The sequence below is a fragment of the Pseudacidobacterium ailaaui genome (assembly GCF_000688455.1).
GTDB classification, from domain to species: domain Bacteria; phylum Acidobacteriota; class Terriglobia; order Terriglobales; family Acidobacteriaceae; genus Pseudacidobacterium; species Pseudacidobacterium ailaaui.
This window is the reverse complement of record NZ_JIAL01000001.1, coordinates 3,085,324-3,110,191: the sequence shown is the minus strand read 5'-3', so window position 1 is coordinate 3,110,191 and position 24,868 is coordinate 3,085,324. Positions and strand designations below refer to the sequence as shown.

Sequence of the window (24,868 nt, the reverse complement as noted above, 5' to 3'; positions counted from 1 at the left end):
GTTGGCCATGACCGCTTTCGCGTTTATGCGTTCTTTTGTTTTAACAGATCCAGCGCTTTATTCAATTGATCGTCCTGATGGGAGACCGGCTTCTGGTTTGGATCATCATACTGGTCAAAGTCAGAAGCAACCAGAACGTTTGGAGTTACGGCCTCGTCCTGTATCTTTTTTCCGGAAGGAGATTCATATTTTGCCACGGACAGTATCAGAGCAGCGCCATCTGGTAATTCAATGGTTTTCTGTACGCTACCTTCACCAAACGTGCGGTCTCCGACAACATCACCGCGTTTGTTATCAAGAATTGCCGCAGCCACCAACTCTCCGGGGCCTGATGTGCCATGGTTGACCAGAACAGCCAAAGGAGCATTGGTAATGAACTTATTCGGATCTGCCGCAAAGGTCTGTTTGCTTACTTTTTGTCCTTCAAGCATGGCAATCGTTCCGTTACGAATAAAAGCATTGGCCAGACGAACCGCCTGCTGCTCGTCTCCCAGGGCAACATCGCGTAAATCCAGTAAAACCTTTTTGTTGCCGTTCTTCTGCATTGCCTTGAGGCGGGACTCGATTTCGTCTACGCGCTCCTTGTTCAGGACCACTGGCTTGAGATAGAGGATGCTTGAGTTTTCGTACTCCTGCTGTCCCATCGCCGGAACGGTCACATTCGTGCGGGTAAGAGTAATTTTCTCCGGGTCATATTTGCCCCGCTCCGGACGCACCAGTGAGAAAGTCACCTGGGTCCCGGGTTTGCCTTCCAGCAGAAGACGAACCATCGCCAGCGACATTTCCCTTGTAGGCTGGTCCCCAATGGCCACGATGATGTCCCCGTCCTGAATCTGCTCGCGTTCCGCAGGGCTTCCCGGCATAACAGAGACAACAGTGGCATATCCACCGCGCTTTGAAACATTCAGGCCCACCTGTGCTGCGGAGCCTTCATTCTCATGCGCTTTAAAGGTCGTGTATTCAGCCGGGGTCAAGTAACTTGAATCAGAGTCAAGGGACTCCAGCAGTCCATGGAGCGCCCCAGTCGTTACTTTGTTCAGGTTGGGTTCGACCACGTAGTCGCTCTGAATCTTATGCAGCACCTCTTCATAAACACCCATTTGCCTGTACGCACCATCACTCTGTGTACCGGCGCGTACACCATTCATTCCCAAACCGCCAATCAGGACAATGGCGACTAGAAGCACGGATATTCCTAGAATGACGCGTTTGAAATTTTTGGACATGGACTCACTCTTGCAGCAAGGGGCCGCTAAGTAGATGATACTCCAGCTACGTTCTGAACGGAGAGCAAGCCGCAGCATCAAACCGCCCGCGGCTTGCTTCCTTACTTTTTAGAAGATGCGGTAAGAAACACCCACACTGAAGCCATTCGGAGTTAGACCGCTACTCGTTTTTCCGAAAGGCGCGGTGAAGGCCTCACCGGGAGCGGCTGGCCAGAATTCGTATTCATAGTCGCCGCGCACCTTCCAGTGCCGAGAGAGACGGTACTCTCCGGTGATGCCAGGGGCATAAGCAAAGTAGCTGCCGCTGCCAAGTTTATCGCGATATGTTATCCACCCTCCGCCCATGAGGAACTTTCCATAAGCCTCTAGTTTTCCGAAACGAACCATCCGAAAGCGCGGGCCAAGCAGGTAGTTGTCCTCTGTTTCCCCGTGGGGCTGATTGAAGCGCAGCCAGCGCGCCTCACCTTCCACTCCCAGTCGGTTCAGGAAAAGATGATCCAGATCAAAAAAAGCGGCCATGCCCTGCAAACGGTCAGGCCCCCAATCCGGGTTAAAGTCGGAATATTCCGCACCTGCTGATAGCGAAAGTCCTCCGCCGCGATTCGCCGGGGCCACCTGCGCAAAAGAAAGAAGGGAGTTGAGAACAATGGCCAAGACCAATATTTTTTTAGACACGAGCAGTCTCCTGTAGATGGTTTGCCAAGGAGCAAAAAACATAGCGAACTTGATGTAGGTAGCCAGTCATGAATTCTGTCCCTTCATGACTGGGGATTTTGTCCCGGTTGCGGTTGTGTCTGCTGTGGCTGCGGAGTGTTGTTGTCAGGCTGCTGCGGAGGCGTGTTACTGTCCGCAGGCGCGCTTCCATTCACTGGTTGTTGTCCCGCAGGAAGTGATGCTGCGGCTGCCGGGGGTTGATAGCGCTGCAGTCGGAAATAAACCGGAGTCAGTTCCAGCGGCATTTTGTCGCTCGGATTGAGAATGTGTTCCTGACGGATGTTCAGCGCGTAGACCTTGTCATCCCAGGGATCTGCCTTCAAGTGGCTGCCCAGTGGCAACGCGGCAAGCTGCTGGTTCATGTCCGTAAGATTCAACTTCGGTCCGCGATTCAGGAAGGCAGACAACCAAGGTGTTCCATCCGCTTTAAGCAAAGGGTCTCCCAACCTAGGGCTGAGCAGACCCGGAAGATATTTTTCCCTGGCTACAACCTGCTGGAAAAAGAGGCTTACACTGGCCGATTTGTCGTGGTAGATGGAGTTATCAAATAACTCGACGGCCTTCTTCGCGGCAGCCTCATCGTCGGCCGGAGTATGGCTCATATTGATGCGCTGGAACGTGGCCTCATCTGGAAAGAGAAGGCGGTCATTAAAGGCGTACCGCGTGTCAATATGGTGCCCGAGAACGATATGCGCAAGCTGAAAGCTGATTACCGCAGCCAGATCCTCTTCTGTAGGCAGCACGTCAATCAGACCTTTGCTAAGCAGAATTGTGTTGCCGACTGCAAGGGATTCCAGAGGCGTGGTGAGAATTACGCGGCAATGAATGTCTGCCGGAAGATCCAGCTTATTGCCGATGATGATGTTATTCGTGACCTGCTCCAGCACCTTGTCAAAATCGCTGGGCGGAGCGAGGAGTCCAGCTTGCACGAGACGGTCAAGCACATTCTGTTCGGCCTGCGCAACCCACTGCCGCTTGGCCCCCAGCGGACCAACGTCCTGGGAGTTTTCGCTCTGGTCCTGTGCATTTTCCACCACAATGGATTCGGCTTCTGACTCTCGCTGTGGAAGCTTCAGCGAATAGCCCCAGAAGTGGGTCTGCGCACGGAAGCCGCCATGTTTTTTCCCAGTACCCCCTTCGGATTCCTCCACATAGATGGCCACAGGCAGCCAGACTTCCGGCTGCAGGTTCATACGCCAGCTGTCAAAGTGATAGTACCGGGTTATGTCGGAATTTTTACTGTTCGTGTACGTCCCGTTAAAGCGGACAATATTGCCGTCCTGGTCTTCGATCCAGATCCGTCCGAAAAAGCGGCCAGCACCGGTTCCAGGCTTTGGGTGCACGTCGAACACCATGGTGCGAATACTGCCCAAAAACTCGCGCCGGACATAGGAGAAATCATAGTGCTGCTGATCAAAGCTGACCGGATCCAGGAACATCATGTCCATAAATCCAGTAGGAGAATAGCTGAGGTCAAAAGACTTGGTCAGTCCAGAAAGGAAATTCATGGATCCTTTGAAGAATCCATGCCGTGAAGGCTTCGCCTCGTATCCTTTGTTGTAGAAGGCCTTGCTGAAGTCCACACGTCCCAGCATGTACTGGTCTGAATCCGGCACAGAATAAAGCTGCGGGTCCGGACGCATGTTCTGGATGTAAGTCTGCACCACAGGAGTGTGTTGCTGAATGGCCTTGACGATGGTCTTTTCCTGCGCAATCGCTTTCTGCACCAGGGCTGATTGTTCAGGAGAGAGCGGAACCGGAGGCGCAAATTTTTGTGTCTTTGCATGCGCGGCACCTGCCGCCAGTATGACTGCAGCAGCAGTCATCCACACCTTACGAAAAAGCATTGTCTAGCTCCTGATATATATTTATGTTCTTTGTCTTGGCGGACAGACCGCATTTGCCGCACCTGAAAACCACTGAATCCTGACCTTCCTTCACAAGAAGTTGCCGTGCTCTACTATGCCAGCTGGAACGTGATCCGGATCGTGCTCACTTCGTCCACCGGAATGCCATTTTTGGTGGCGGGCTTAAACCGGATCTTCTCCGCAGCCAGAATTGCCTGCTGATCCAGACCATGTCCAAGCCCGCTGACAACCCTCAGCACTTCAACCCGCCCGGAGGCGGTAAAGCGAACTTCCAGCGTTACATCCCCTTGAATCCGTAGCTGTCTCGCCTCTGGTGTGTACTGTGGAAGCGGCTTCGAGACCACCACAATTGGGGTCGACTGTGGCTCCTGCATCTTGGCCAGGTGCTGCTCACCATTTCCTGTACCCACAGGAGTCTGAAATCCGCCTGTGGCCACAGTCCCATGGCTCCCCGGGGCCCCCGTACCTCCCACAACTCCACTCTTAAATCCCGCCGAGGCAACTGTACCGCGGTCCTTCCCACCGGGTACCCCATTGGCGACTCCAGAGCCAAAATCCGTCCCATGGACTGCCCCCTGACGCGCCGCTCCGGCTCCATTTGCCGGACCAGGCGCTGCAGCAAAAGCTCCGACCGCAGCAATGGTGGCTGGACGGGTAGCATGAGGATTAGGAGTTACTCCGTTGGGGTCGCCAAAGCCGCCCGTCTTCGGGGTGGGAGCTGAATTATTGTTCGCCACTCGCGTCGGGACCGCGCTCTTGAAAAGCCCGACCTTTGGCTGCGGCGGTGGCGTCACGGCCTTGGGCGGCGCAGGCTCCAGTTTCGGCATCTCTGGGGTCGGAACTTTTACCGCCACGGGTTTCGGCGGCTCCGGCTGAGGCTTCGGGAGCGTGATCTTCGGTTGCTCAATTTTTGGAGGCGGAGGAATAATGTGGATTTTTGGAGCAGGCGGCACGTACGGCTTCGGCTGCTCTACCGGAAATATCAATTCCGTGGTCTGATATTGACGGCGCTTTTGCTCCTGATGAATCTGCGCCATCGTTAGAAGAATCAGGATTCCGGCAGCCACCAGGTTGATGACTGTACTTACACCAAATGACCCGAATCTGCCCTTTTCTTCGGGCAGAAGACCCAAATTTGCCCGATTCAGCGGATCGTTCCCGTTACTCGCCATAACTTCCAGTTGTCCAAATGACCTTTTTCTCTAAAACTCTAAAATTTGATAGACGAATCCATTCGCCTCTACATTCAAAATATTCACTTCCCAAGGCATGGAAGGCAGACGAGCAGTCCCTCAAATGAATGATGTGCAAGTTGATTGCCAAATAACGAGGGGTCGGTCTTCACTCTCTAGGTAAAAACACCCACTCCAATCACTATCTCACATCCTCTGCAAGACACTCATTTCCGCCTAAATTTAAGGACAATTCTCGTCGCAAACAAGTAATTAAGTAGAACTTACTAGTAACTATTACCTTGGTCACTTTACGGAATTTCATACCTCTTCCGTGTAATCTTTTCCTGATTAGATGCTTCCATAAAAACTTTCAGCTACTCTGGAAGTGAATAAAAAGGTTCCCTTTGTTCCTGATGTTTTCCCTTCCGCATCTGCAACCGTAACAAACCCAAAAGGAGATGGAATTTTGAGAATTCTCGTCACCGGCGGCGCCGGATATATTGGTGGGACAGTGGCCGAGCTTCTAATGCAGAACGGGCATGAAGCTGTCATCTATGACAATTTGTGCCATGCCCATCGGGCCCTCATTCCTGCCAAAGCTACCTTTCTTGAGGGTGATCTGGCTGATCGGGCCTCGCTGGATGCCGCTTTTCAAAGTTACGCCTTCGATGGAGTGATGCACTTCGCTGCCCTGATTGAAGCCGGAGAGAGCATGAAGTCTCCCGAGGTATATTTTCGTAATAACACCGCTTCGACCCTCACGTTGCTGGAGGTCATGCTGGCGCATAAGGTAAAGAAGTTCGTTTTTTCCTCCACCGCAGCGGTCTATGGCGAGCCGAAAACTACGCCAATTGAGGAAGATGCGCCACTTTGTCCTACCAATGCTTACGGTGAATCGAAGCTCCTGGTCGAACAGATGCTGACCTGGCTGAATCGGATCCACGGCTTTCGCTACGCGAGCCTGCGCTATTTCAATGTTGCGGGGGCAATCGAGGGACGGGGCGAAGCCCATGAACCAGAATCGCATCTGATTCCCCTGGTACTGGACGTGGCCCTGGGGCGTCGTCCCAACATCAAGGTATTCGGAACCGATTATCCCACGCCGGACGGCACCTGCATTCGAGACTATATCCATGTGTGGGACCTGGCCAGAGCCCACCTGCTTGCCTTCAACGCTCTTGCTGAACGCGATCGCCTCATCTATAACCTCGGCAATGGACACGGCTTCTCCATCCGCGAAGTCATTGAGGCTGCTCGCCGTGTGACCGGCCATCCCATTCCCGTTGAAGAGGCACAGCGGCGCCCCGGCGACCCAGCCATTCTGATTGCGAGTTCAGAAAAAATTGGTCGTGAACTTGGCTGGAAACCAGAGTTCGCATCCCTGGACAGCATTCTCGCCAGCGCCTGGAAGTGGCACCAACAGCGCTATCAGTTGACGGCTACATCCTGACCCGGCTGCCTTGCCCGTTTGAGGATGACGCCGTCCTTCCGTCATCCTCAGCTCCACTTGGCCGCATTCCCGGCCCTTTTTCCGGAAAATAAACAAAATCTATTGACAAGTGGGATTTGTATATTTATACAATGATATTGTATTTTTATGCATCGTGAGGACGCGGCTCTGCTGCCGCGTTTTTTCTGATTTTGAGCAAAGTAGAGAGACATAACGCAATTCGGGAACTGGTGGCGACAACGGTCATCTCCAACCAGGAGGAGCTGCGGCGGAAACTTGTGCGGCGCGGCTTTGATGTGACCCAGGCCACAGTCTCGCGGGACATCCACGAATTACATCTCTATAAAGGGCCCAACGGCTATGCCCTTCCCAATGGAAATGGCAATGGAAATGGGCACCTCCGCGCCGAAGAAGAGACGGGTTTGCCTTCTGTTCATGAAGTTCTGAGAAGCTTTGGCCTGAAGGTGAAACAGGCGCAAAACCAACTGGTTGTGATTACTGCCAGTGGAAGTGCGCAGCCTGTGGCGCTGGCGATTGATCACGAAGATTGGAAAGAAGTGGTCGGGACCCTGGCAGGGGATGACACGGTCCTGATTATTTGTCCGGACCAGAAGAGTGCGTCGTATTTAAAGGCACGCCTGGAAGAAATGATTGGCTGACGATGACAAAGAAGATTCAAACCGCGGTGATGGGAGTTTCAGGCTACGCCGGAATGGAGCTGGCCCGGCTTCTGCTGCGCCATCCACAGCTTAAGGGCGCAGCGCCTTTATTTCTGGGGCGCACAGAAGCAGCACAGCCCTTGACGCAACTGCATCCGCATCTCATGGACAACAATGGTTCCCACGCGATAATGGTTGAACCATTTTCCTGGGACCTAATAAAGGACCGCGGCGTGGATGTGCTCTTCCTTGCTACTCCGCATGAACAGTCGCGTGAATGGGCGCCCTCGGCCCTGGAACACGGCATTCGTGTGGTGGATTTGAGCGGAGCGTGGCGGCTGGTCCATGCGGAAAACCGCGCTGTTTATCAGTTTCCCGATGAAGGCTCGGATGTAGCAGTAAAGACGCAGACCAAAGCTGTCTACGGAATGCCAGAGCTGCATCGCGATGAAATTAAGGATGCGGAATTGGTTGCCAATCCCGGATGCTACGCCACGTCCATTATTTTGGCTTTGAAACCGCTGGTGGCAAGGGGCTGGGTGGACGCTGAGCGTGGCATCGTGAGTGATTCAAAATCCGGTGTCTCCGGTGCAGGCAAGGCCCCGACGGCGAAAACACACTTCATGTATGCCGCGGACAATCTTTCAGCATATGGTGTTTTCGGCCACCGTCACACAGGCGAGTTGCTGGAGCAGCTGGATCTGAAGTCGGAACAGATTACTTTCACGCCGCATCTGCTGCCGATTCCGCGTGGAATTCTTTCAACGATCTATTTCTGGTTTCAAGAAAAAAGGACTTCAGAGGAAGTGGAAGCCTGCTTCCGCGAGTTTTATAAAAATAGCCCTCTGGTGCGGGTCTTCCCTGCCGGACATCTGCCTCAGATCCAGTATTCGGTGCGGACGAATTTCTGCGATATCGGTTTTCAGCTTGCCGCCGATGGACGACGATGCGTGATTGTGTCGTGTTTGGACAACCTGCTCAAGGGCGCTGCTGGACAAGCGGTGCAAAACCTCAATGTCATGTATGGATGGAATGAAGCGGAGGGGTTGATATGAAATTCGTCGTAAAACTTGGCGGCGCTGCACTGGAAAATCCCGAACTGCGCGAGAGTTGCGCCAAGGCGATTGCGGAACTGGTGAAGGACGGCAACCAGGTGGCCCTGGTGCATGGCGGCGGTGTGCAGTTGACCAAAACTTTAAAGCAGCTTGGCAAACAGAGTGAATTTATTTCCGGCCTGCGTGTGACGGATGCTGAGACACGGGACACTGCGCTGATGGTGTTAAGCGGGCGCGTCAACAAATCATTGGTGGCCGCTCTGGGCAAGCATGGGCAGGCTGCCGTAGGACTCTGTGGTGGTGATGGCCTGGTCTTTCGTGCACGCAAAAAGCGCACGGCGCCCGATCTAGGCTTTGTGGGTGAAATTGTTGCGTCTGATCCGCGCTGGCTGGAAGCCATCTGGAAGATGGGCGCAGTACCAGTGATCTCCAGCCTTGCACTCGGTTTTGATGGCGAATACTACAACATCAATGCCGATGAGATGGCGTCTGCCTGCGCAGCCGCCTGCAAAGCCGATGCACTGGTTTTTCTCACGGACGTTCCTGGGGTGAAGGACGCGAATGGTGAGGTGATGCGCTGGCTCTCCATTGACCAGATCGCGAAGCTCGCCAAAGACGCCGTGATCAGCGGAGGAATGCTGCCAAAACTGAGCGCCTGCCGCGAGGCCCTGCTGCAGGGCGTCAAGCGCGTGCGTATTCTGCCTGCAGAAGTGGCATCGGTCCTACCTGACCTGTGCAGCGCCCGGGTCAACCATGGGACGGAAGTGATGGTGGCTTAGAATCCTTCGCCGCTGTGCTCTTAAAAGACAGCATTCTTCGCAGGCAACTTTGGAGACTTCTTCAATGAAACTCGATGCAATTCGCGCGGCAGAGACAAAGCTGCTGCTTTCCACCTATGAGCGCAATCCTCTGCTCTTTGTGCGGGGAGAAGGCGTTCATCTGATTGACGAGAATGGCGAACGCTATCTGGATTTGCTGAGCGGTATCGGCGTGAATGCGCTGGGCTATGGCCATCCGGCCATCGTAGGTGCCATTGCTGAGCAAAGCAAAAAGCTGATTCACATCTCCAACCTATACTTTCATGAAGGCCAGGCCGAGCTGGCCCTGCGTCTGACGGAGAAGAGCGGAATGGACCGTGCCTTCTTCTGCAACAGCGGAACGGAAGCTATTGAGGCGGCCCTGAAACTGGCCCGCGCTCACGCTGGCTTAAAGCGCGGTGAAGGCAAACCGATGGGCACAAAGATTCTGGCCCTTGAGCACAGCTTCCATGGGCGCACGATGGGTTCGGTGGCTGCGACACACAAGGAAAAGTACCGGGAGCCATTTGCTCCGGTGATGCCTGGAGTGGAGTTTGTCCGCTTCAATGATGTTGCTGACCTCAAGGCAAAGTTTTCGACCGATGTCTGTGCAGTGCTGCTGGAAGCAGTCCAGGGCGAGGGCGGTGTCCGGCCTGTTTCGCAGGAATTTATGCAGACGGCACGCGAACTGACGCAATCGACAGGCGCGCTGCTGATCATAGATGAAATCCAGGCCGGACTCGGGCGCACAGGAAAGTGGTTCGCCTATCAACATTACGGAGTGCAGCCCGATGTGACCACCCTCGCAAAACCGCTTGCCGGAGGGCTGCCGCTGGGCGCCATGCTTTGCAAGGAAGAGGCTGCGCATGCAATCCATCCGGGAATGCACGGCACAACATTTGGAGGCGGTCCGCTTGCCTGCACTACAGCGATTGCTGTGATTGACACCATGGAGAAGGAGCACCTTCTCGACCACATCCACAGCGTTGGCGGTTATTTCCAGCAAAAGCTCAAAACGCTTATGCAGAAGCACAGCGCCATTACGGAAGTGCGAGGGCTTGGCCTGATGCTGGCCATTGAAGTGGAATCCGTTGAACTGGCGAAAACTGTTCTGGCGGAGATGATGAAACGGCACATCCTCATCAACCGCACGAGCGAGACAGTGCTGCGCTTCCTGCCGCCCTATATCATTCAACGGGCACACGTGGATGAAGCCGCGGCTGCCCTGGACCAAATCTTTACCGAGCACAGCCCTGCCTACGCCGGCGAGCGCGCTCAATCCCAAGGAGGAACTGAAATTGGCTAGCAAAACCGTTGCTGTTCTTGAACCCGAAGCTGGCCTGGGCGCGACGCTTGCGGGGCGCGACCTTTGTTCTATCTCAGATCTCACGCCGCAGGAAACAGCGGCCATTCTGGACCTGGCACACGACGTAAAAGCAAATCCATCGGCTTATCGGCATGCGCTGGATGCAAAGCAGATGGTGATGTTCTTCGAGAAGTCGTCTTTGCGCACGCGGCTCACCTTTGAAACTGCCATCAACACGATGGGCGGGAATGCGATTTTCGTAGACCAGACGCAGTCGCCGCTCGGCGAGCGCGAATCGCTGGCAGACATGGCCCGCAATCTTGAGCGCTGGGTTTCGATCATCGTCCTGCGCACCTACGCTCATGAGACGATTACGGAAATGGCGCAGTATGCGAGTGTTCCGGTAATCAATGCACTGAGCGATCTGGAACATCCCTGCCAGGCGCTGGCGGATTTTATGACGCTTCAGGAGCGCTTCGGGTCGGTGAAGGACTTGAAATTCACCTATGTCGGTGATGGCAACAACGTGTGCCACTCGCTGATGTTGACTGCGGCGCAGCTTGGATCACATTGCACCATCGGCACCCCAAAGAATTATGCTCCGAAGGCCGAGATTGTAGCGCAGGCACGTGCCATCGCCAACAAAACCGGGAGCAATATCACAGTCATTCACGACCCGATTGCGGCCGTGACAGGGGCCGATGCGGTCTACACCGACGTGTGCACCAGTATGGGATTTGAACATGAGGCGACCAAGCGTGCACCGATCTTCAAGCCCTATCAGGTCAATGAAACGCTGATGTCCCATGCCGCTTCTCACGCTGTATTTATGCATTGTCTGCCTGCGCATCGTAATGCTGAGGTGACCGACGCAGTTCTCGATGGCCCGCAGTCTGTGGTCTTCGATCAGGCGGAGAACCGGATGCACGCGCAGAAGGCGCTATTGCTGCTTTTATTAGGGGCAGCGACGGGGAACAAGGGCACGAAAAAGTAAATTTCCATTTTCAACGTCATTGCGAACGATAAAATCCGAGGTTTTCGACCAGATGTCTGTCATTCTTGAAAGTCTGCCGATTGGGCAGAAGGTTGGCATCGCTTTTTCCGGCGGCCTTGACACCAGTGCCGCTCTTCACTGGATGAAGCAGAAAGGTGCTATTCCCTATGCTTACACTGCCAACCTGGGCCAGCCAGACGAAAGCGATTACGATGCGATCCCGCGCAAGGCCCTTGAGTACGGCGCAGCAAAGGCAAGGCTCATCGATTGTCGCGGACCGCTGGTGCGCGAAGGCATTGCCGCCTTGCAGTCAGGGGCCTTTCACATCTCGACTGCCGGAGTGACTTATTTCAATACCACGCCTCTTGGACGCGCGGTCACCGGGACTATGCTGGTGACGGCCATGAAAGAGGACGGCGTCAACATCTGGGGCGACGGGTCCACTTTCAAAGGCAATGACATTGAGCGCTTCTACCGCTACGGACTGCTGGTCAATCCGGACCTGAAGGTCTACAAGCCATGGCTGGATCCGCTTTTCATCGAAGAGCTCGGCGGCCGCGCTGAAATGTCTGCTTTTCTGCAGAAGTCCGGGTTCAGCTATAAGATGTCCGCGGAGAAGGCTTATTCGACTGACTCCAATCTTTTGGGCGCAACTCATGAAGCGAAGGACCTCGAACTGCTCTCCAGCAGCATCCGTATCGTCGAACCCATTATGGGAACGCCCTTCTGGCGCGAGGATGTGGAGATCCAGCGCGAAGAGGTGACGGTCCGCTTTCAACAGGGTGTTCCGGTCGCAATCAACGGCAGGGAATTTTCTGACTTGGTTGAGCTGATGCTGGAGGCCAATCGCATTGGCGGACGTCATGGCCTCGGAATGAGTGACCAGATTGAGAACCGCATCATCGAGGCCAAGAGCCGCGGCATCTATGAAGCTCCAGGAATGGCGCTTCTGTACATTGCATACGAGCGCCTGATTACCGGCATTCACAACGAGGACACCATCGAGCAGTACCGCGAGAACGGCCGCAAGCTGGGCCGTCTGCTCTATCAGGGGAGATGGTTTGACCCGCAGGCCATCATGCTGCGCGAGTCTGCGCAGCGGTGGGTGGCCAGCGCCGTCACCGGAGAGGTCACGCTCGAATTGCGGCGCGGCAATGATTATTCGATTCTGAATACCGAATCACCGAACCTGACCTTTGCTCCCGAACGTCTTAGCATGGAGAAGACCGAGTCCGCGTTTTCTCCTCGCGACCGCATCGGCCAACTCACCATGCGCAATCTCGACATCGCGGACACTCGCGCAAAGCTTTTGACCTATGCGCAGACCGGCCTGATTACGCTGAGCCAGGGATCAGAGATGCCGCAACTGAACAGCGGGGCGAAAAACGGAAGCACCACGAAAGGCAAAGAATCTTGATGAGTGAACAGCAGGGCAAGATGTGGTCTGGTCGCTTCCGCGAACCGCTGGATCCTGCGTTCGACCACTGGCAGCGTTCCTTTCGCTTTGACCGGCAACTGCTCGATGACGAAGTAGCTGCCAGTAAAGCTCATGCGCTCGCTCTTGAAGCGGCCGGGGTCTTGACACAGGATGAGAGGTCGCGGATTTCCGTTGCTCTGGACCAGATTGCAGCATCAGGTATCAGCGAGGCCGATGCCGAAGACATCCATCACTTCGTCGAGATGAAACTCGTCGACGCCCTCGGCGATCTCGGCCTGAAACTGCACACGGGCCGCAGCCGTAATGAACAGATCGCAACAGACCTGCGTTTATACATTCGTTTCCGTATTCGCGTGGCCATCATGCACATTGCAGCATGGGCGCAACAGCTGATTGAAAAAGCGAAAACGATGGGCAGTGCCGTGATGCCTTCATACACGCACCTGCAGCGCGCCGAGCCTGTGCTTGTTGCACATTGGCTGCTGGCGTATGTCGAGATGTTGCTGCGCGACATTTCACGCCTCGAAGACTGCGCGAAGCGCCTGAATTTCTGCCCGCTTGGTTCGGGCCCCATTGCTGGAGCGACGCTGGCGCTGGACCGCAATGTTGCTGCCAGAGAGCTTCGTTTCACCGCCCCAACGGCCAACAGCATGGACGCAACCAGCGACCGCGACTTTGTCCTCGAATATCTGAACGCGCTGACGCTGGTTGCATTGCATGCCAGCCGATTTGCGGAAGAGATCACGCTGTTCTCCACTGCTGAGTTTGGTTTTGTCGATTTGCCCGAGGCATTTTCTACCGGATCAAGCGCGATGCCGCAGAAGAAAAATCCTGACCTGACGGAGCTGGTCCGCGCCAAAGTGGGCCGGGTGAATGGAGCAGCCCAGGCAGTCGTTCTACAACTAAAAGGCCTGCCGTTGGCTTACAACAAGGACCTACAGGAGACCCAGGAGCCTGTCTTTACCGCAACCACCGCAATGCATCTTACCCTCAATCTGTTGGCGAAATTTACGGCGGCGCTAAACTTCCGCACCGACCGGATGCGCGCAGCTTGCCAAACCGGATTTATGAATGCAATGGCTGCGGCGACCTATCTTGTTCATAAGGGAGTTCCCTTCCGCAAGGCCCATGAAAAAATCGGCAATGCTGTTCGTTATTGTCTGGACAAAGGCTGTGAGTTGGACCAACTGACCCTCAATGAACTCAAGCAATTTGGCCCTGAGTTCGAGCAGGACTTCTTTGCTGCCATTACACTCGAAGCGACACTCGACTGCCATGATGTGCTTGGAGGAACGGCACGTCACCGCGTGCAGGAAGCGCTGAAAGACGCCGAGGGCCGAGTACAGAACCTCATCGATATCTACGGCAAGGTCGATCTCGGAGCGCAGGAGGCATCCCATGCAGGTGCGTAAGGCGCGCCTCCAGGACGCAACCAACATCTACGAGCTTGTGAACAGCCTTTCCGGCGACGGCACGCTGTTGCGTCGCGCCTTTCCTGAGATCTGTGAAAACATACGCGACTTTACCGTGGCTGAAAGTGATTCTGGTGTCTTTCTTGGCTGCGGCGCGCTCCACCTTTATGGCCCGCACTTGGCCGAGGTGCGCTCGATCGTCGTCCGTCCTGAGGCCAAGGGCCAGGGCGCGGGTGCAAACCTGTTGAGCGCTTTGCTCGATGAAGCGGAGGAGCACGGCGTCGGTTGCGTCTGCCTCTTTACACGCATCCCGGATTTCTTCTTCAAATATGGCTTCCGCGTTGTCGAAGACCGCGCCGCGCTTCCAGACAAAATTTTCAAGGACTGCCAGAACTGCCCGCGCCTATACCGCTGCGATGAAGTGGCCATGGCCCGCGGCCAGTTGCCCAAGGTCTCAATTCTTGGCCCCCGGGTGGAAGCCGAGCAGCTAGTGCGTCTGGCCGGATGAAGCGAAATATCGCTCTGCGTTGGTTCTTGCGCGCTCCAGTGCATCATTCAGTTCTCTGCGCTTGTCTTCCAATGCGGCGGCGTCTGCATCCGGCGAGGGAGGTGCAACTGGGCGTGACCAACTGACCGCCACCCGCGAGAATGGTTTTGGAACCAAAAACTGGTCCCAGGAGCGCACCACCCACGCCCGCTCCGGCAAAAGATAGAAGCTGCCAATTTCCCGCTGGGTCATCTGGGCAAGTTTTACCGGCCCCATTTTTGTCTGATAGATCGGGCCGCGCGGGCCGTCAGCAGTAAAGACCACGGGCTCCCCTTGTTCGATGACCTGCTGTAATGCCAGAAGACCTGCTGCACCGCCGCGCGAACTCGATCCGCGCACACTACCAAAGCCCAGAAGCGCCAGCGTCCGGGCGATCAGCTCGCCGTCAAAGCTACGGCTGATGAGGATGGAGCAGCGGAATTTGCGGAAATACCAGGCACAGGGTAACGTACAACGGTGCCAAAAGCAGAAGATCCCTCTTGCCGGAGGCGTCGCGGGCGTGGCCCCCGGTTCAGCGATTACCCGAAACCGCAGCGTTGCTCCAATGGCTGCCAGAAGGGCCGCCGTCAACCGCGGCACAATGGCGAGCGCCATACGCTGTCGAACAGTGAATTTCGGGCCGTCTTGCCGGGACACGTTTTGATTCTAACGGGGATGAGCGTTTGCACTAAACTTGATACACTGGCCATATCGTGGTTGAGCTGGTTCCCTCTATTCTTTCGGCTGATTTTGCCCGTCTTGCGGACGAGGTTGCGGCGGCAGAGCGCGGCGGCGGCAGCGTGATCCATGTGGATGTGATGGACGGCCACTTTGTCCCGAACATTACGCTCGGTCCGCCCGTGGTCAAGTCATTGCGCAAGGTCACCAAACTGCCTCTGGACTGCCATCTGATGATTGAAAATCCGGATGAATATATTCCGGCTTTCGCTGACGCCGGGGCCGACTGGGTAAGTGTCCACTATGAAGCCTGCCGGCACCTGCACCGCACTCTGGAACTGATTGCGCGGCACGGAATGCAGCCAGCTGTTGTCATCAATCCGGCAACAGAGGTGCATCTGCTGCGCCCGGTGCTGGGCATGGTGCACCACGTGCTGGTCATGAGCGTAAATCCGGGCTTTGGGGCGCAGAAATTTATCCCTTACTCGCTTAAAAAACTGCGGCAGCTGCGCGAGCTTCGCCAGGAACTGGGGCTGAGTTATAGGATTGAAGTGGATGGCGGCGTGGCTCACGATACGATTCCCGCTGTCGTCGAAAATGGTGGCGAGCTGCTGGTGGCAGGCAATGCTGTCTTTGGTGACGGAAAGGCCGAGGAAAATGCGCGTTCTCTGCTCGAAGCGGCACGCAGGGCGGCAGAAGTAGTTGTTTAAGGTTCGCGGCGATGCGGGTCACAGCAAGGTGCCAGATCTTTTTAGAATCGCGGGACCCTGCGTTTCACCCGTGCCCAGGAGTTGAAGTGTTATGAAACGGTTTGTTACACAAATGTCGGCTGTTTGCCTGTGTCTGGCGCTGATACCAGCAGCGTCTCACGCCCTGGGCAAGAAAAAGAAGAAGCAAACGGACCTGAGCCAGAATCCGCTGGCGAACGTGAACTCCAAGCAGCCGGACAAGGAGCTGTTTGACAAGGCGATGAAGGCCCTGAAAAAGGGCAAGTATGATGTGGCCCGCCTTGACTTGCAGACCCTCCTGAATACCTACCCTGATACCGAATACGCGATGCGCGCCAAGCTCGCCATCGGCGACACCTGGTATAAGGAAGGCGGATCGGCCGCCCTTACCCAGGCCGAGCAGGAGTACAAGGACTTCATCACCTTCTTCCCCAACACTCCTGAGGCTGCCGAAGCGCAGATGAAGGTGGGCGACATTTATTTCCAGCAGATGGAAAAGCCGGACCGCGATCCTCAGAATGCGATGCACGCCGAACAGGAATACCGGACGATGATCCAGCAGTTTCCGGACTCGCCTCTGATTCCCAGGGCCAAACAGCGGCTGCGCGAAGTGCAGGAAGTGCTGGCGCAACGACAATTTGAAATTGGTGAGTTCTACGCTGCGCGCGAAAACTGGACTGCCTCCATTGCCCGCTTGCAGACAGTGGCTGATACGTATCCACTCTTCAGTAAAAGTGACCAGACGCTCATTACTCTTGGTGACGCCTATGTCACTCTGGCGCAGATGACCCAGAAGCTGAATTTGCCGCCAAAAGCCAAAGAAGAGCTGGTCCAGGCATACAACGACCGCGCTGCCGCCGCTTACGATCGCGTGGTGACCCGTTATGCGATGGCACCGCACGTGGAAGATGCCAAGGACCGCCTGATTGCCATGGGACGTCCCATTCCTGAACCCACGCAAGCCGAGCTGGCCGAAAGTGAGGCCGAAGAAGGCAGCCGCACCAACGTCCACATTAAAGACCGCGCGCTTCTCCTGGTAAAACCAGGGCCGTCTACTATCCGCGCTGCCCGTGTTGGCGAGCCTACAGTTACGGATCCGCCCCAAACCACGGCGCCCCAGGTGAGAGAGGCCACAGCCGCCATGTACGAGGCTGCGGTCAAGGGCCAGCCGATTCCCGCTCCCACGCAAGGCGCGAGCGCAACCGCGGCCGCGGCGGCCACCAGCGCTTCTGTTCCGGCCTCCGGGGCTTCCAGCGGCGCAGCGGTGGAGATGGAAGCAGTCCCAACCGGAAGCAGTGGGGGAACGTCCACCAGCGTGGAAGTCATCAATCCTAGTGCAAATTCCAGTACGGGAGCAGCAAACACGAGTGCTCCAGCTACAGGGACTGGCGAGACCGCCGCGCCTGGAAATGGCAGCAGCGCTCCTGCAAATCCGGGAGCAGAATATGGATTGAAGCCCGTAGGCCCATCGAATACCAATGCTCCGCTGCCCCCGGTAGACAAACCCGCCCCTGCTCCTGAGCAGATCAACGACGTAAAGGCGGGAGAACAGTCTAAAGCACAGGTCCAGACCGGGACCAAAGGCAAGAAGAATGTCCCAGTAGACAATAGTAAAGAGTCTTCCACCAAAAAGAAGAAGAAAGGCCTGGGCAAGCTGAACCCGTTCTAGAGCAGAAGAATTTCAGCAGCGAAGGCCGCCACTTCCGGCGGCCTTTGTTCTTCCATCACAATGCTTTATCGTGAAAGGTTAGGATTTTTGATTCATGTCTCACGATTTGCCAAAAGCTTATGATCCCACTGCCATAGAAGACCGCTGGGCAGGGTACTGGGTGCGCGAGCGCCTGTTTGAAACGCCTACGCCGAAGGGCACTCCTGCCGCATCCCCCTTCACCATGCTTCTGCCCCCGCCCAACGTCACTGGACGGCTCCATATGGGGCACATGCTCAACCAGACGGAGATGGACATCCTTGCCCGTTGGCGACGCATGTGTGGCGACCTGACGTTATGGCTTCCGGGCACGGACCACGCCGGAATTGCCACCCAGATGATGGTGGAACGCCAGTTGGCCGCCGAAGGAAAAAAACGGCAGGACCTGGGCCGCGAGGCCTTCATTGAGCGCGTCTGGCAATGGAAGCAGCACTACGGCGGCGCAATTCTCAACCAGATGAAGCGCCTGGGCGCAAGCGTGGACTGGGCACGCGAATACTTTACGATGGACGACAACCTGTCTGTGGCTGTGCGAGAAGCCTTTGTGCGGCTATATGAACAGGGACTGATTTATCGCGGCGCCTACATCGTCAACTGGTGCCCGCGCTGCCAGACAGCCATCAGCGACCTTGAAGTTGTTCATGAAGAACAGCAAGGAAAACTATGGGAAATCAGGTATCCCGTCACGGAAGAACCAGGAGCGTTTCTTACCATCGCCACCACCCGTCCGGAAACCATGCTGGGCGATGTGGCCGTGGCCGTACATCCTGATGACGAGCGTTACCAGCATCTGCACGGCAAGCACCTGCGGCTGCCTCTGGTTGGTCGCGAAATCCCGGTCATTACCGATGCGTGGGTCAGTCCCGAATTTGGCACCGGGGCGGTAAAAGTCACTCCGGCCCATGATCCGAATGACTTTACATTGGGACAGCGCCACGGATTGCCCTCCATCAATGTAATGGATGAAACGGCACACATCAATGCCGAAGGCAGTGCCTATGCCGGACTCGACCGCTACGAGGCGCGCAAACAGATTCTGGCGGACCTGGAATCCCAGGGGCTGCTGGGTGCGATCAAAGACCATACCCTATCCATTGGCAAATGCGACCGCTGCAAGACGGTGGTAGAGCCTCGGCTCTCGACGCAGTGGTTCATCAAGATCCAACCTCTGGCGGACAAAGCCATTGCCGCGGTGGAGCAGGGGCATATCCGGTTTACTCCGGAGCAGTACGCCAGAACGTATTTCGAATGGATGCGCAATATCCACGACTGGTGCATCTCACGCCAGCTCTGGTGGGGGCACCGCATCCCTGCATGGCACTGCCGGGCCTGCAAACAGATCACGGTCGCGCGCGAAACGCCGGCAAAATGTTCCTTCTGCGAAAGTGCTGTGCTTCAGCAGGAAACCGATGTGCTCGATACCTGGTTCTCCTCCGGACTGCTTCCCTGCTCTGTCTTTGGCTGGCCAAGGCACACACAGGATCTCGACGTTTTCTATCCGACGCAGTTGCTTGTTACAGGTTTTGACATACTTTTCTTCTGGGTGGCGAGGATGATCATGCTGGGCTGCCACTTCATGCTGGACATGCCCATGCCGGACGGCTCGCAGCGCACACTGAAAGATGCTGTGCCCTTCCGCGAGGTCTACATTCACGCACTGGTGCGCGATGCGGAACGTCAGAAGATGTCCAAGACCAAAGGCAATGTGATTGACCCTATCGAGATCGTCAGCAAATATGGCACAGATGCTGTGCGCTTCACGCTGGCGGCCATGGCGTCTCCCGGAACCGACATTGCCTTTAGCGAAGCGCGTACTGAGGGATATCGTGCTTTTGCAAACAAGATATGGAACGCGGCGCGCTTCATCTTCATGAACGTGGACAAGGCAAAAGAAGCTGGGATTGAACTTGATCCGCAATGGTTTACAAATAGGACCGCTCCCGGGCCGGATGCTCCCATCGAGGCGCGCTGGATCACATCGCGACTGGACCAGGTTGCAGCAGAGGTCAATCAGGCCCTGGGCGAATATCGCTTCCACGAAGCCGCGAATCTTGTTTATCAGTTCTTCTGGGGCGACTTCTGCGACTGGTATCTGGAGATGGTAAAAATCAGGCTGGATTTCAGCAGTTCCATCCATCAGCAGCGCAGCAAGTCAGCCTTGATGACCCTGTTGAGCACATTTGAAGCAGCGCTTCGACTGCTTTCGCCCTTCATGCCATTCCTTACAGAAGAGCTCTGGCACGCGCTCTATGAGGAAAATCCTCCGGCAAAGTCCATCGCTTTGTCCCGTTATCCTCAGGCGAGTGCAGACGCTCGGAATCCTGTAGCGGAAAATGAGATGTCTGTCCTGCAGGAACTCATCGTGACGGTCCGCGCCCTGCGGAAAGACCTGGATGTGCCAGAACGCGAGCCGGTGGCCATCGAACTTACGGCGACGGATGCAATCAGGAACCTCGCCGATTCAAACCAGGACATCATTGAAAAACTCGCTCGCGTTTCTGAAATTCAATTTCCTTCAGAGTGGAAGCTCGGGCCAGCCAATACGCGGACCACAGCCAACTTTACCGTTGGCACGCCCTATGAAAAACAGATAGACCTTGCGGCGGAACGTGAACGCCTGCACAAAAAACTGGAACAGTACGAAAAACTTCTGGCCAATGCAAAACGTCAGTTGGAAAATGAATCTTTTCTGGCCAAAGCACCGGAGAAGGTTGTTTCCGGCCTGAAAAAACAGGCAGAGGAAGCATCCATGTTACGGCAGGAAACGCTCGACGCACTGGAAAGACTGGAGCAATTTGCATAATGGATTGGAAAAGCAGGCGGATTGACGCGATTCTCGAACAGGCATTAGTAGAAGACAAAGCTACGCATGATGTAACCACTGCGCTTACCATTGATCCATCCTTGCGTGCTTCAGCAACCATCATCGCCAAACAGGACTGTGTAGTCTCAGGACTGGGCTGCATTCCGCGCTTTCTGGAGATCTTTGCCCGGCTTGATGGCAAAGACCACGGCCGCTTTGAGGTTGTGCATCATCCTGAAATTTTCGATGGCGTCCGTGTCTCCCGGGGACACGCCCTTGCCGTCATCCGCCACAAAGCCAGCGTCATCCTCTCCTGCGAGCGCGTCATTTTGAATCTGATGCAGCGCCTGAGCGGAATCGCCACACTTACCCGTCAGTATGTAGACGCCATTGCCGGCACCAGCGCGCACATCCTGGACACACGAAAGACCGTACCCGGACTGCGCGTTCTGGATAAATATGCTGTCCGCTGCGGCGGAGGAAAGAACCATCGCCTCGACCTTTCCGATGGCATCTTGATCAAGAACAATCACATCTCTCTTGGCGGAGGAATTGAAAAAGTTCTAAATCGCGCAAAGGAACTGCGCCAACCGGGCCAGACGATCGATATCGAGGTGCGCACGTTCGAGGAACTGACGACTGCGCTCGATCACGGCGCAGAGTCCCTGCTGTTGGATAATATGACGCCGGAACAAGTCAGGAAGGCCGTCACGCTGGTACGTGAACGCGGCCTCAGCATTCCGATTGAGGCTTCTGGCGGAATGAACCTTGAAACTGTTCGTAAATACGCTCTTGCCGGCGTGGACTACATCTCCGTAGGAGCTCTTACACATTCTGCCCCGGCCGTAGACCTGAGTATGAAAATCACAGCGGAGATCTATTAACGCGGCATGTCGCGGTGGGCGGTCTTAACACGATAGCCCTCTTTTGCAAGCCGCTTGCCGATTTCTTCAGCAATCATTACCGAGCGGTGCTGGCCTCCTGTGCAGCCAAAAGCAATTGTCAGATAGCTTTTTCCCTCATGGATGTAATGAGGCAGAAGATACAGCAGTAGCCCGGTTACACGATCCAAGAATTCCCGCGTCTGCGCAAATTTGCGGAGATAGGACACCAGTTTTGGATGTTTGCCGGTCAGAGGACGAAATTCAGGAATAAAGTGCGGATTCGGCAAAAAGCGAACATCAAAGACAAGATCAGCCTCCAGTGGAAGACCGTTCTTGTATCCAAAACTGATGGAGGAGATCAAAAGGTCTTTCCCATCTCCGGCCCCGGCGAACTTGTCCTGTATGTAGGCCCGCAGCTCATGGACATTAAAATTCGAGGTGTCGATAATGACGTCTGCCACATTGCGGATAGGATCCAGCAGCTTCCGCTCGGCGCGTATGGCCGAGGCGACCATCTCCTGCCTGCCCAGAGGGTGCGGCCGCCGCGTCTCAGAAAAACGACGCAGCAGCACCGGCTCCGAAGCCTCAAGATAAATGACCGTCGTGGGTAAAATGTGGCGGATGCCCTGCAGCATCTGAGGAAAACGCTCCAGTCCCTGCCCTTCCCGCACATCAACAACCAGGGCCGCTTTTGTTGTGGTGGTGGATTCCCCAATCAGTTCGGCAAAACGCGGGACCAGATCGATTGGCATATTGTCCACGGCATAATGCCCCATGTCTTCAAATGCCTTGAGGGCGGAGAGTTTTCCGGACCCGGAGAGGCCGGTGATGATAATGAGCGAACGGTCCTCCTCTACATTGTGCGCAGGAGTGTTCTTTTTTTTCCGTGGACCATCAGCAGGTTTACGGACATTTTTGGATGGCATGTGCCCAGCGTACCATTGTCAGGCCCCAGGTGGTATGCGGATGACCTTCTCTGTCCAGAAGGCCACCCGCAGAAGGCAGCTTGGTTCAGGGAGCTTCAATCAGCTCCATCTTGCCATCCCGCTTGCGGTGCAGCACCTTCACCTGCCCCTCATGGTCGCGGAAGACGAAGACCTCGCGGTCACGAAACTCCGCTTCTTTCACCGCCTCCTCCAGGGTCATGGGACGGATCGCTACAGAATCAGCGGAACGGACGATGTGTGGCTCCGGTACGGGGACCCGGGCCGGAAAAGAATGCACGGTTACTGGAATGCTCTGGCGGGCATGTCCATTTCCATTGGCTTTTCCCGAGGTCTGGGCTGGAATGGTCTCTTCTGCTGCTGAAGGCGAGGTCTTTGCCGAGCGGCGAGGACGGGCCAACTGGGGCTCAGCGGCAAGTTTTTCCTCTTTCGGCTGCCGTTTCACGGCCTGTATCTTCTTTTTGCAGCGGATGGCCTGGGTTTCGGCCTTTTCCAGCGCCTCGCGGAGCGCGGTCTCCATGAAATTGGCCTCTGACGTCGCCACAATGTCTTGTAAGCGCGTCTTTATGGTGACTTCGGCAAATTTACGGTATTTTTCCGCCGTCAAGACCACGTGGGCGCTCGTAGTTTTTCCCAGGATTTTTGCGATGCGCGCAATGGATTCATCGGCAATGGCGCGAAGAGCGGGGGTGACGGTCACCTGCCTGCCAGTGTACTCAACCTGCATGGCGAAAGCTCCCTTCCCAAATGTTGTACTGCTGGAGATGCACAAATCCTCAGCAGGTTTGTAGATTCTACCTCAACTCCGTACCCGACGCTGATGGGTGCTCGGAATTCTCATGTCCTCGCGATATTTGGCCACGGTACGGCGTGTCACGTTGATTCCCTGTGACTGAAGCATATTTGCGATCTGATCATCGGTCAGCGGTTTTTTGGGGTCCTCCTCTTCAATCAGTTTTTTTACCTTCCGTTTGAGCAGCATCAAGGGAGTGCCCGCACCTTCCGGTCCGTTGACTCCCTCCGAAAAGAAAAAGCGCAGCTCGTAAACTCCCTGCGGAGTATGTACATATTTGTTGGATACAGCGCGGCTCACTGTGGATGGATGCACACCAATTTCTTCCGCCACTTCCTTGATCATCATCGGCTTGAGCGATTCCACGCCCTTTTCCAGAAACTCCTTCTGCCGCCGCACGATGGCCTCGCAGGTCCGCAGGATCGTGTTCTTCCGCTGTTCTATGTTCCGCATCAGCTGCAGCGCAGAGCGGTAGCGTTCTTTTACGTAGTCCCGGACCTCTTTTTCTGTCCCGTCCTGCGTAATCATACGACGGTATCCCTGGTTTAGACGCAGAGAAGGCATATCTTCATCGTTCATCACGACAACATAGTCATCGCCGCGCTTCACGAAGGCGACATCCGGCTCAATCAGGCGCGTCTCTGAACGGTTATAACGCTGTCCCGGACGTGGATCGAGGGTGCGAATCAGATCCACGGCCTGCCGGGCAATTTCTACCGAGCATCCAGCAGCTTTTGCCACCTCCCGCATGTCGCGCTTCTGCAGCAGCAGCAGGTGCTTGTCCGCAATCTCTCTTGCGGCCTGAAATACAGCCAGGCGCTGGGCATGCCCATTGCCATTCATTCCATGCTTGTGGTCTTCTCCTGCCAGATCTTCGGAGATCTCTTCTGTCGAAGCATGAATTTCCGGAGCCTGCGCCGCGTGTTTCTGCCTCTGATAGATGAGTTCAAATTCATGACGCTGGGCATCCAGTTGTAGTAACAGGCATTCACGAAGGTCGCGTGCCCCTACGCCTAACGGATCAAGAGACCTGACAACTTCCAATGCCGTTGCCAGATGTCCTCGGGCCCGCTCCCGGATCGCCTCCGGAATGTCAGTCATTCGGAATTCCGGACGGACGGCCGGAACAACACCGTGGTCGTGCTCCGGCTCTAACTGCTCGCGCAGATGCCCCTCAAGCAGTTCCTCATCGGTTGCGGTAAGGTAACCATCTTCATTCAGGTTGCCGATGATATATTCCGCCGCGTCACGCACGGCAGGTGAGATGTTCAGAGATCCAAGCTGCCAGCTAAGGTGGTCTGTGAGTGTGCCCGGTCGGGAAAGAAAATTCTCGATTGAGGGTTTTTCCGAGACCTCAAAGCTGTCCGGGGAGCGGAAGCCCGGGTCCAGATACTCTTGAAAATAAGAGCCGAAATCTATCTCATCAAAAGGGTCCGATTTCTTTATGGCGGCATCGCCAAAGCTGCTCTCTGTTGGCTGCGCCAGTTGTTCTTCCCGGCTGGCCACATCATCCAGCAAAGGAACGTTTTCTTCCAACTCTTCGAGGATCGGATTTTCCGCAATCTCGGCCTGAATCATCTCCTTCAACTCGATCTTGTTCAGCGCAAGCACGCTCACCATCTGCATCAGCCCGGGCGTGAGGATCTGCCGCTGCGATACTTTCAGGTTAAGTTTGGGTTGAAGAAGTGCCATTCCTACTCTTTACTTTCA

At 55.4% G+C, this 24,868-nt stretch carries 21 protein-coding genes; 13 read left to right on the top strand and 8 right to left on the bottom strand.

What is annotated here, in order from left to right:
• Nucleotides 1–23: 23 nt before the first annotated feature.
• The 4 genes from N655_RS0113905 to N655_RS21070 all read right to left on the bottom strand — a co-directional run bounded on the left by N655_RS0113905 (nucleotide 24) and on the right by N655_RS21070 (nucleotide 4,980).
• Nucleotides 24–1,226, bottom strand: coding sequence for a S41 family peptidase (locus N655_RS0113905; RefSeq protein WP_026443469.1), 1,203 nt, complete (start codon nucleotides 1,224–1,226; stop codon nucleotides 24–26).
• A gap of 108 nt (nucleotides 1,227–1,334) precedes the next feature.
• Nucleotides 1,335–1,901 (bottom strand): outer membrane beta-barrel protein, encoded by a 567-nt coding sequence (locus tag N655_RS0113900; protein ID WP_162173559.1) that lies wholly within the window; start codon nucleotides 1,899–1,901, stop codon nucleotides 1,335–1,337.
• An 83-nt stretch (nucleotides 1,902–1,984) separates the two neighbouring features.
• Nucleotides 1,985–3,787, bottom strand: a complete 1,803-nt coding sequence (locus tag N655_RS0113895; protein ID WP_026443467.1) for a M48 family metalloprotease — start codon at nucleotides 3,785–3,787, stop codon at nucleotides 1,985–1,987.
• A 113-nt stretch (nucleotides 3,788–3,900) separates the two neighbouring features.
• Entirely contained in the window at nucleotides 3,901–4,980 is a 1,080-nt protein-coding gene (locus N655_RS21070; protein ID WP_026443466.1) for an energy transducer TonB, read from the bottom strand.
• Between the two features lie 469 nt (nucleotides 4,981–5,449).
• Between N655_RS21070 and galE the strand changes: the two genes are divergently transcribed.
• The 9 genes from galE to N655_RS0113845 all read left to right on the top strand — a co-directional run bounded on the left by galE (nucleotide 5,450) and on the right by N655_RS0113845 (nucleotide 14,602).
• Nucleotides 5,450–6,433, top strand: coding sequence for a UDP-glucose 4-epimerase GalE (gene galE / locus N655_RS0113885; protein ID WP_026443465.1), 984 nt, complete (start codon nucleotides 5,450–5,452; stop codon nucleotides 6,431–6,433).
• Between the two features lie 191 nt (nucleotides 6,434–6,624).
• Nucleotides 6,625–7,092 (top strand): arginine repressor, encoded by a 468-nt coding sequence (locus N655_RS0113880; RefSeq protein ID WP_026443464.1) that lies wholly within the window; start codon nucleotides 6,625–6,627, stop codon nucleotides 7,090–7,092.
• 2 nt (nucleotides 7,093–7,094) lie between these two features.
• A complete protein-coding gene (gene argC, locus N655_RS0113875; RefSeq protein WP_026443463.1) occupies nucleotides 7,095–8,147 on the top strand; it encodes an N-acetyl-gamma-glutamyl-phosphate reductase in 1,053 nt (350 codons plus the stop codon).
• A complete protein-coding gene (gene argB, locus N655_RS0113870; protein ID WP_026443462.1) occupies nucleotides 8,144–8,926 on the top strand; it encodes an acetylglutamate kinase in 783 nt (260 codons plus the stop codon). Before argC ends, argB begins: the two co-directional genes overlap by 4 nt.
• A 64-nt stretch (nucleotides 8,927–8,990) precedes the next feature.
• On the top strand, nucleotides 8,991–10,250 hold the full coding sequence (locus tag N655_RS0113865; protein WP_026443461.1) for an aspartate aminotransferase family protein: 1,260 nt from the start codon (nucleotides 8,991–8,993) through the stop codon (nucleotides 10,248–10,250).
• A complete protein-coding gene (argF, locus tag N655_RS0113860; protein ID WP_238324756.1) occupies nucleotides 10,243–11,244 on the top strand; it encodes an ornithine carbamoyltransferase in 1,002 nt (333 codons plus the stop codon). Before N655_RS0113865 ends, argF begins: the two co-directional genes overlap by 8 nt.
• 52 nt (nucleotides 11,245–11,296) lie before the next feature.
• Nucleotides 11,297–12,661, top strand: a complete 1,365-nt coding sequence (gene argG / locus N655_RS0113855) for an argininosuccinate synthase (RefSeq protein WP_026443459.1) — start codon at nucleotides 11,297–11,299, stop codon at nucleotides 12,659–12,661.
• Nucleotides 12,661–14,094: an argininosuccinate lyase gene (gene argH / locus N655_RS0113850; protein WP_026443458.1), complete on the top strand. Its 1,434-nt coding sequence runs from the start codon at nucleotides 12,661–12,663 to the stop codon at nucleotides 14,092–14,094. Before argG ends, argH begins: the two co-directional genes overlap by 1 nt.
• On the top strand, nucleotides 14,081–14,602 hold the full coding sequence (locus tag N655_RS0113845) for a GNAT family N-acetyltransferase (RefSeq protein ID WP_026443457.1): 522 nt from the start codon (nucleotides 14,081–14,083) through the stop codon (nucleotides 14,600–14,602). Before argH ends, N655_RS0113845 begins: the two co-directional genes overlap by 14 nt.
• On the opposite strand, the gene N655_RS19125 is transcribed toward N655_RS0113845, so the two are convergent.
• Complete coding sequence (locus N655_RS19125; protein ID WP_238324749.1) at nucleotides 14,582–15,277, bottom strand: lysophospholipid acyltransferase family protein; 696 nt, start codon at nucleotides 15,275–15,277, stop codon at nucleotides 14,582–14,584. The two genes, N655_RS0113845 and N655_RS19125, sit on opposite strands and share 21 nt — an antisense overlap.
• A gap of 56 nt (nucleotides 15,278–15,333) precedes the next feature.
• On the opposite strand from N655_RS19125, the gene rpe reads away from it, so the two are divergent.
• The 4 genes from rpe to nadC all read left to right on the top strand — a co-directional run bounded on the left by rpe (nucleotide 15,334) and on the right by nadC (nucleotide 21,421).
• Complete coding sequence (gene rpe / locus N655_RS0113835) at nucleotides 15,334–16,008, top strand: ribulose-phosphate 3-epimerase (RefSeq protein ID WP_026443456.1); 675 nt, start codon at nucleotides 15,334–15,336, stop codon at nucleotides 16,006–16,008.
• 91 nt (nucleotides 16,009–16,099) lie between these two features.
• Complete coding sequence (locus tag N655_RS19120) at nucleotides 16,100–17,695, top strand: outer membrane protein assembly factor BamD (protein WP_081823729.1); 1,596 nt, start codon at nucleotides 16,100–16,102, stop codon at nucleotides 17,693–17,695.
• A gap of 94 nt (nucleotides 17,696–17,789) precedes the next feature.
• Nucleotides 17,790–20,537, top strand: coding sequence for a valine--tRNA ligase (locus N655_RS0113825; RefSeq protein ID WP_026443455.1), 2,748 nt, complete (start codon nucleotides 17,790–17,792; stop codon nucleotides 20,535–20,537).
• Nucleotides 20,537–21,421 carry a carboxylating nicotinate-nucleotide diphosphorylase gene (gene nadC / locus N655_RS0113820; protein ID WP_026443454.1) on the top strand — a complete coding sequence of 295 codons (885 nt, stop codon included), beginning with the start codon at nucleotides 20,537–20,539 and terminating at the stop codon, nucleotides 21,419–21,421. Before N655_RS0113825 ends, nadC begins: the two co-directional genes overlap by 1 nt.
• Here nadC and rapZ read toward each other — a convergent pair.
• The 3 genes from rapZ to rpoN all read right to left on the bottom strand — a co-directional run bounded on the left by rapZ (nucleotide 21,418) and on the right by rpoN (nucleotide 24,850).
• Entirely contained in the window at nucleotides 21,418–22,347 is a 930-nt protein-coding gene (gene rapZ, locus N655_RS0113815; protein WP_026443453.1) for an RNase adapter RapZ, read from the bottom strand. The genes nadC and rapZ overlap by 4 nt on opposite strands.
• Before the next feature lie 85 nt (nucleotides 22,348–22,432).
• On the bottom strand, nucleotides 22,433–23,092 hold the full coding sequence (hpf, locus tag N655_RS20700) for a ribosome hibernation-promoting factor, HPF/YfiA family (protein ID WP_049961446.1): 660 nt from the start codon (nucleotides 23,090–23,092) through the stop codon (nucleotides 22,433–22,435).
• Nucleotides 23,093–23,164: 72 nt separating this feature from the next.
• The gene (gene rpoN, locus N655_RS0113805) at nucleotides 23,165–24,850 is read right to left on the bottom strand and encodes an RNA polymerase factor sigma-54 (RefSeq protein WP_026443452.1); all 1,686 of its coding nucleotides are present in this window, start codon (nucleotides 24,848–24,850) and stop codon (nucleotides 23,165–23,167) included.
• Between the last annotated feature and the right edge of the window lie 18 nt (nucleotides 24,851–24,868).

Coding starts and splice junctions, on each gene's coding strand:
- N655_RS0113895 (WP_026443467.1), bottom strand. CDS start 3,787: ATGCTTTTTCGTAAGGTGTGGATGACTGCTGCTGCAGTCATACTGGCG.
- N655_RS0113825 (WP_026443455.1), top strand. CDS start 17,790: ATGTCTCACGATTTGCCAAAAGCTTATGATCCCACTGCCATAGAAGAC.
- argB (WP_026443462.1), top strand. CDS start 8,144: ATGAAATTCGTCGTAAAACTTGGCGGCGCTGCACTGGAAAATCCCGAA.
- N655_RS0113905 (WP_026443469.1), bottom strand. CDS start 1,226: ATGTCCAAAAATTTCAAACGCGTCATTCTAGGAATATCCGTGCTTCTA.
- N655_RS19120 (WP_081823729.1), top strand. CDS start 16,100: ATGAAACGGTTTGTTACACAAATGTCGGCTGTTTGCCTGTGTCTGGCG.
- argH (WP_026443458.1), top strand. CDS start 12,661: ATGAGTGAACAGCAGGGCAAGATGTGGTCTGGTCGCTTCCGCGAACCG.
- argC (WP_026443463.1), top strand. CDS start 7,095: ATGACAAAGAAGATTCAAACCGCGGTGATGGGAGTTTCAGGCTACGCC.
- rpoN (WP_026443452.1), bottom strand. CDS start 24,850: ATGGCACTTCTTCAACCCAAACTTAACCTGAAAGTATCGCAGCGGCAG.
- nadC (WP_026443454.1), top strand. CDS start 20,537: ATGGATTGGAAAAGCAGGCGGATTGACGCGATTCTCGAACAGGCATTA.
- N655_RS0113845 (WP_026443457.1), top strand. CDS start 14,081: ATGCAGGTGCGTAAGGCGCGCCTCCAGGACGCAACCAACATCTACGAG.
- N655_RS21070 (WP_026443466.1), bottom strand. CDS start 4,980: ATGGCGAGTAACGGGAACGATCCGCTGAATCGGGCAAATTTGGGTCTT.
- argG (WP_026443459.1), top strand. CDS start 11,297: ATGTCTGTCATTCTTGAAAGTCTGCCGATTGGGCAGAAGGTTGGCATC.
- hpf (WP_049961446.1), bottom strand. CDS start 23,092: ATGCAGGTTGAGTACACTGGCAGGCAGGTGACCGTCACCCCCGCTCTT.
- N655_RS0113865 (WP_026443461.1), top strand. CDS start 8,991: ATGAAACTCGATGCAATTCGCGCGGCAGAGACAAAGCTGCTGCTTTCC.
- rapZ (WP_026443453.1), bottom strand. CDS start 22,347: ATGCCATCCAAAAATGTCCGTAAACCTGCTGATGGTCCACGGAAAAAA.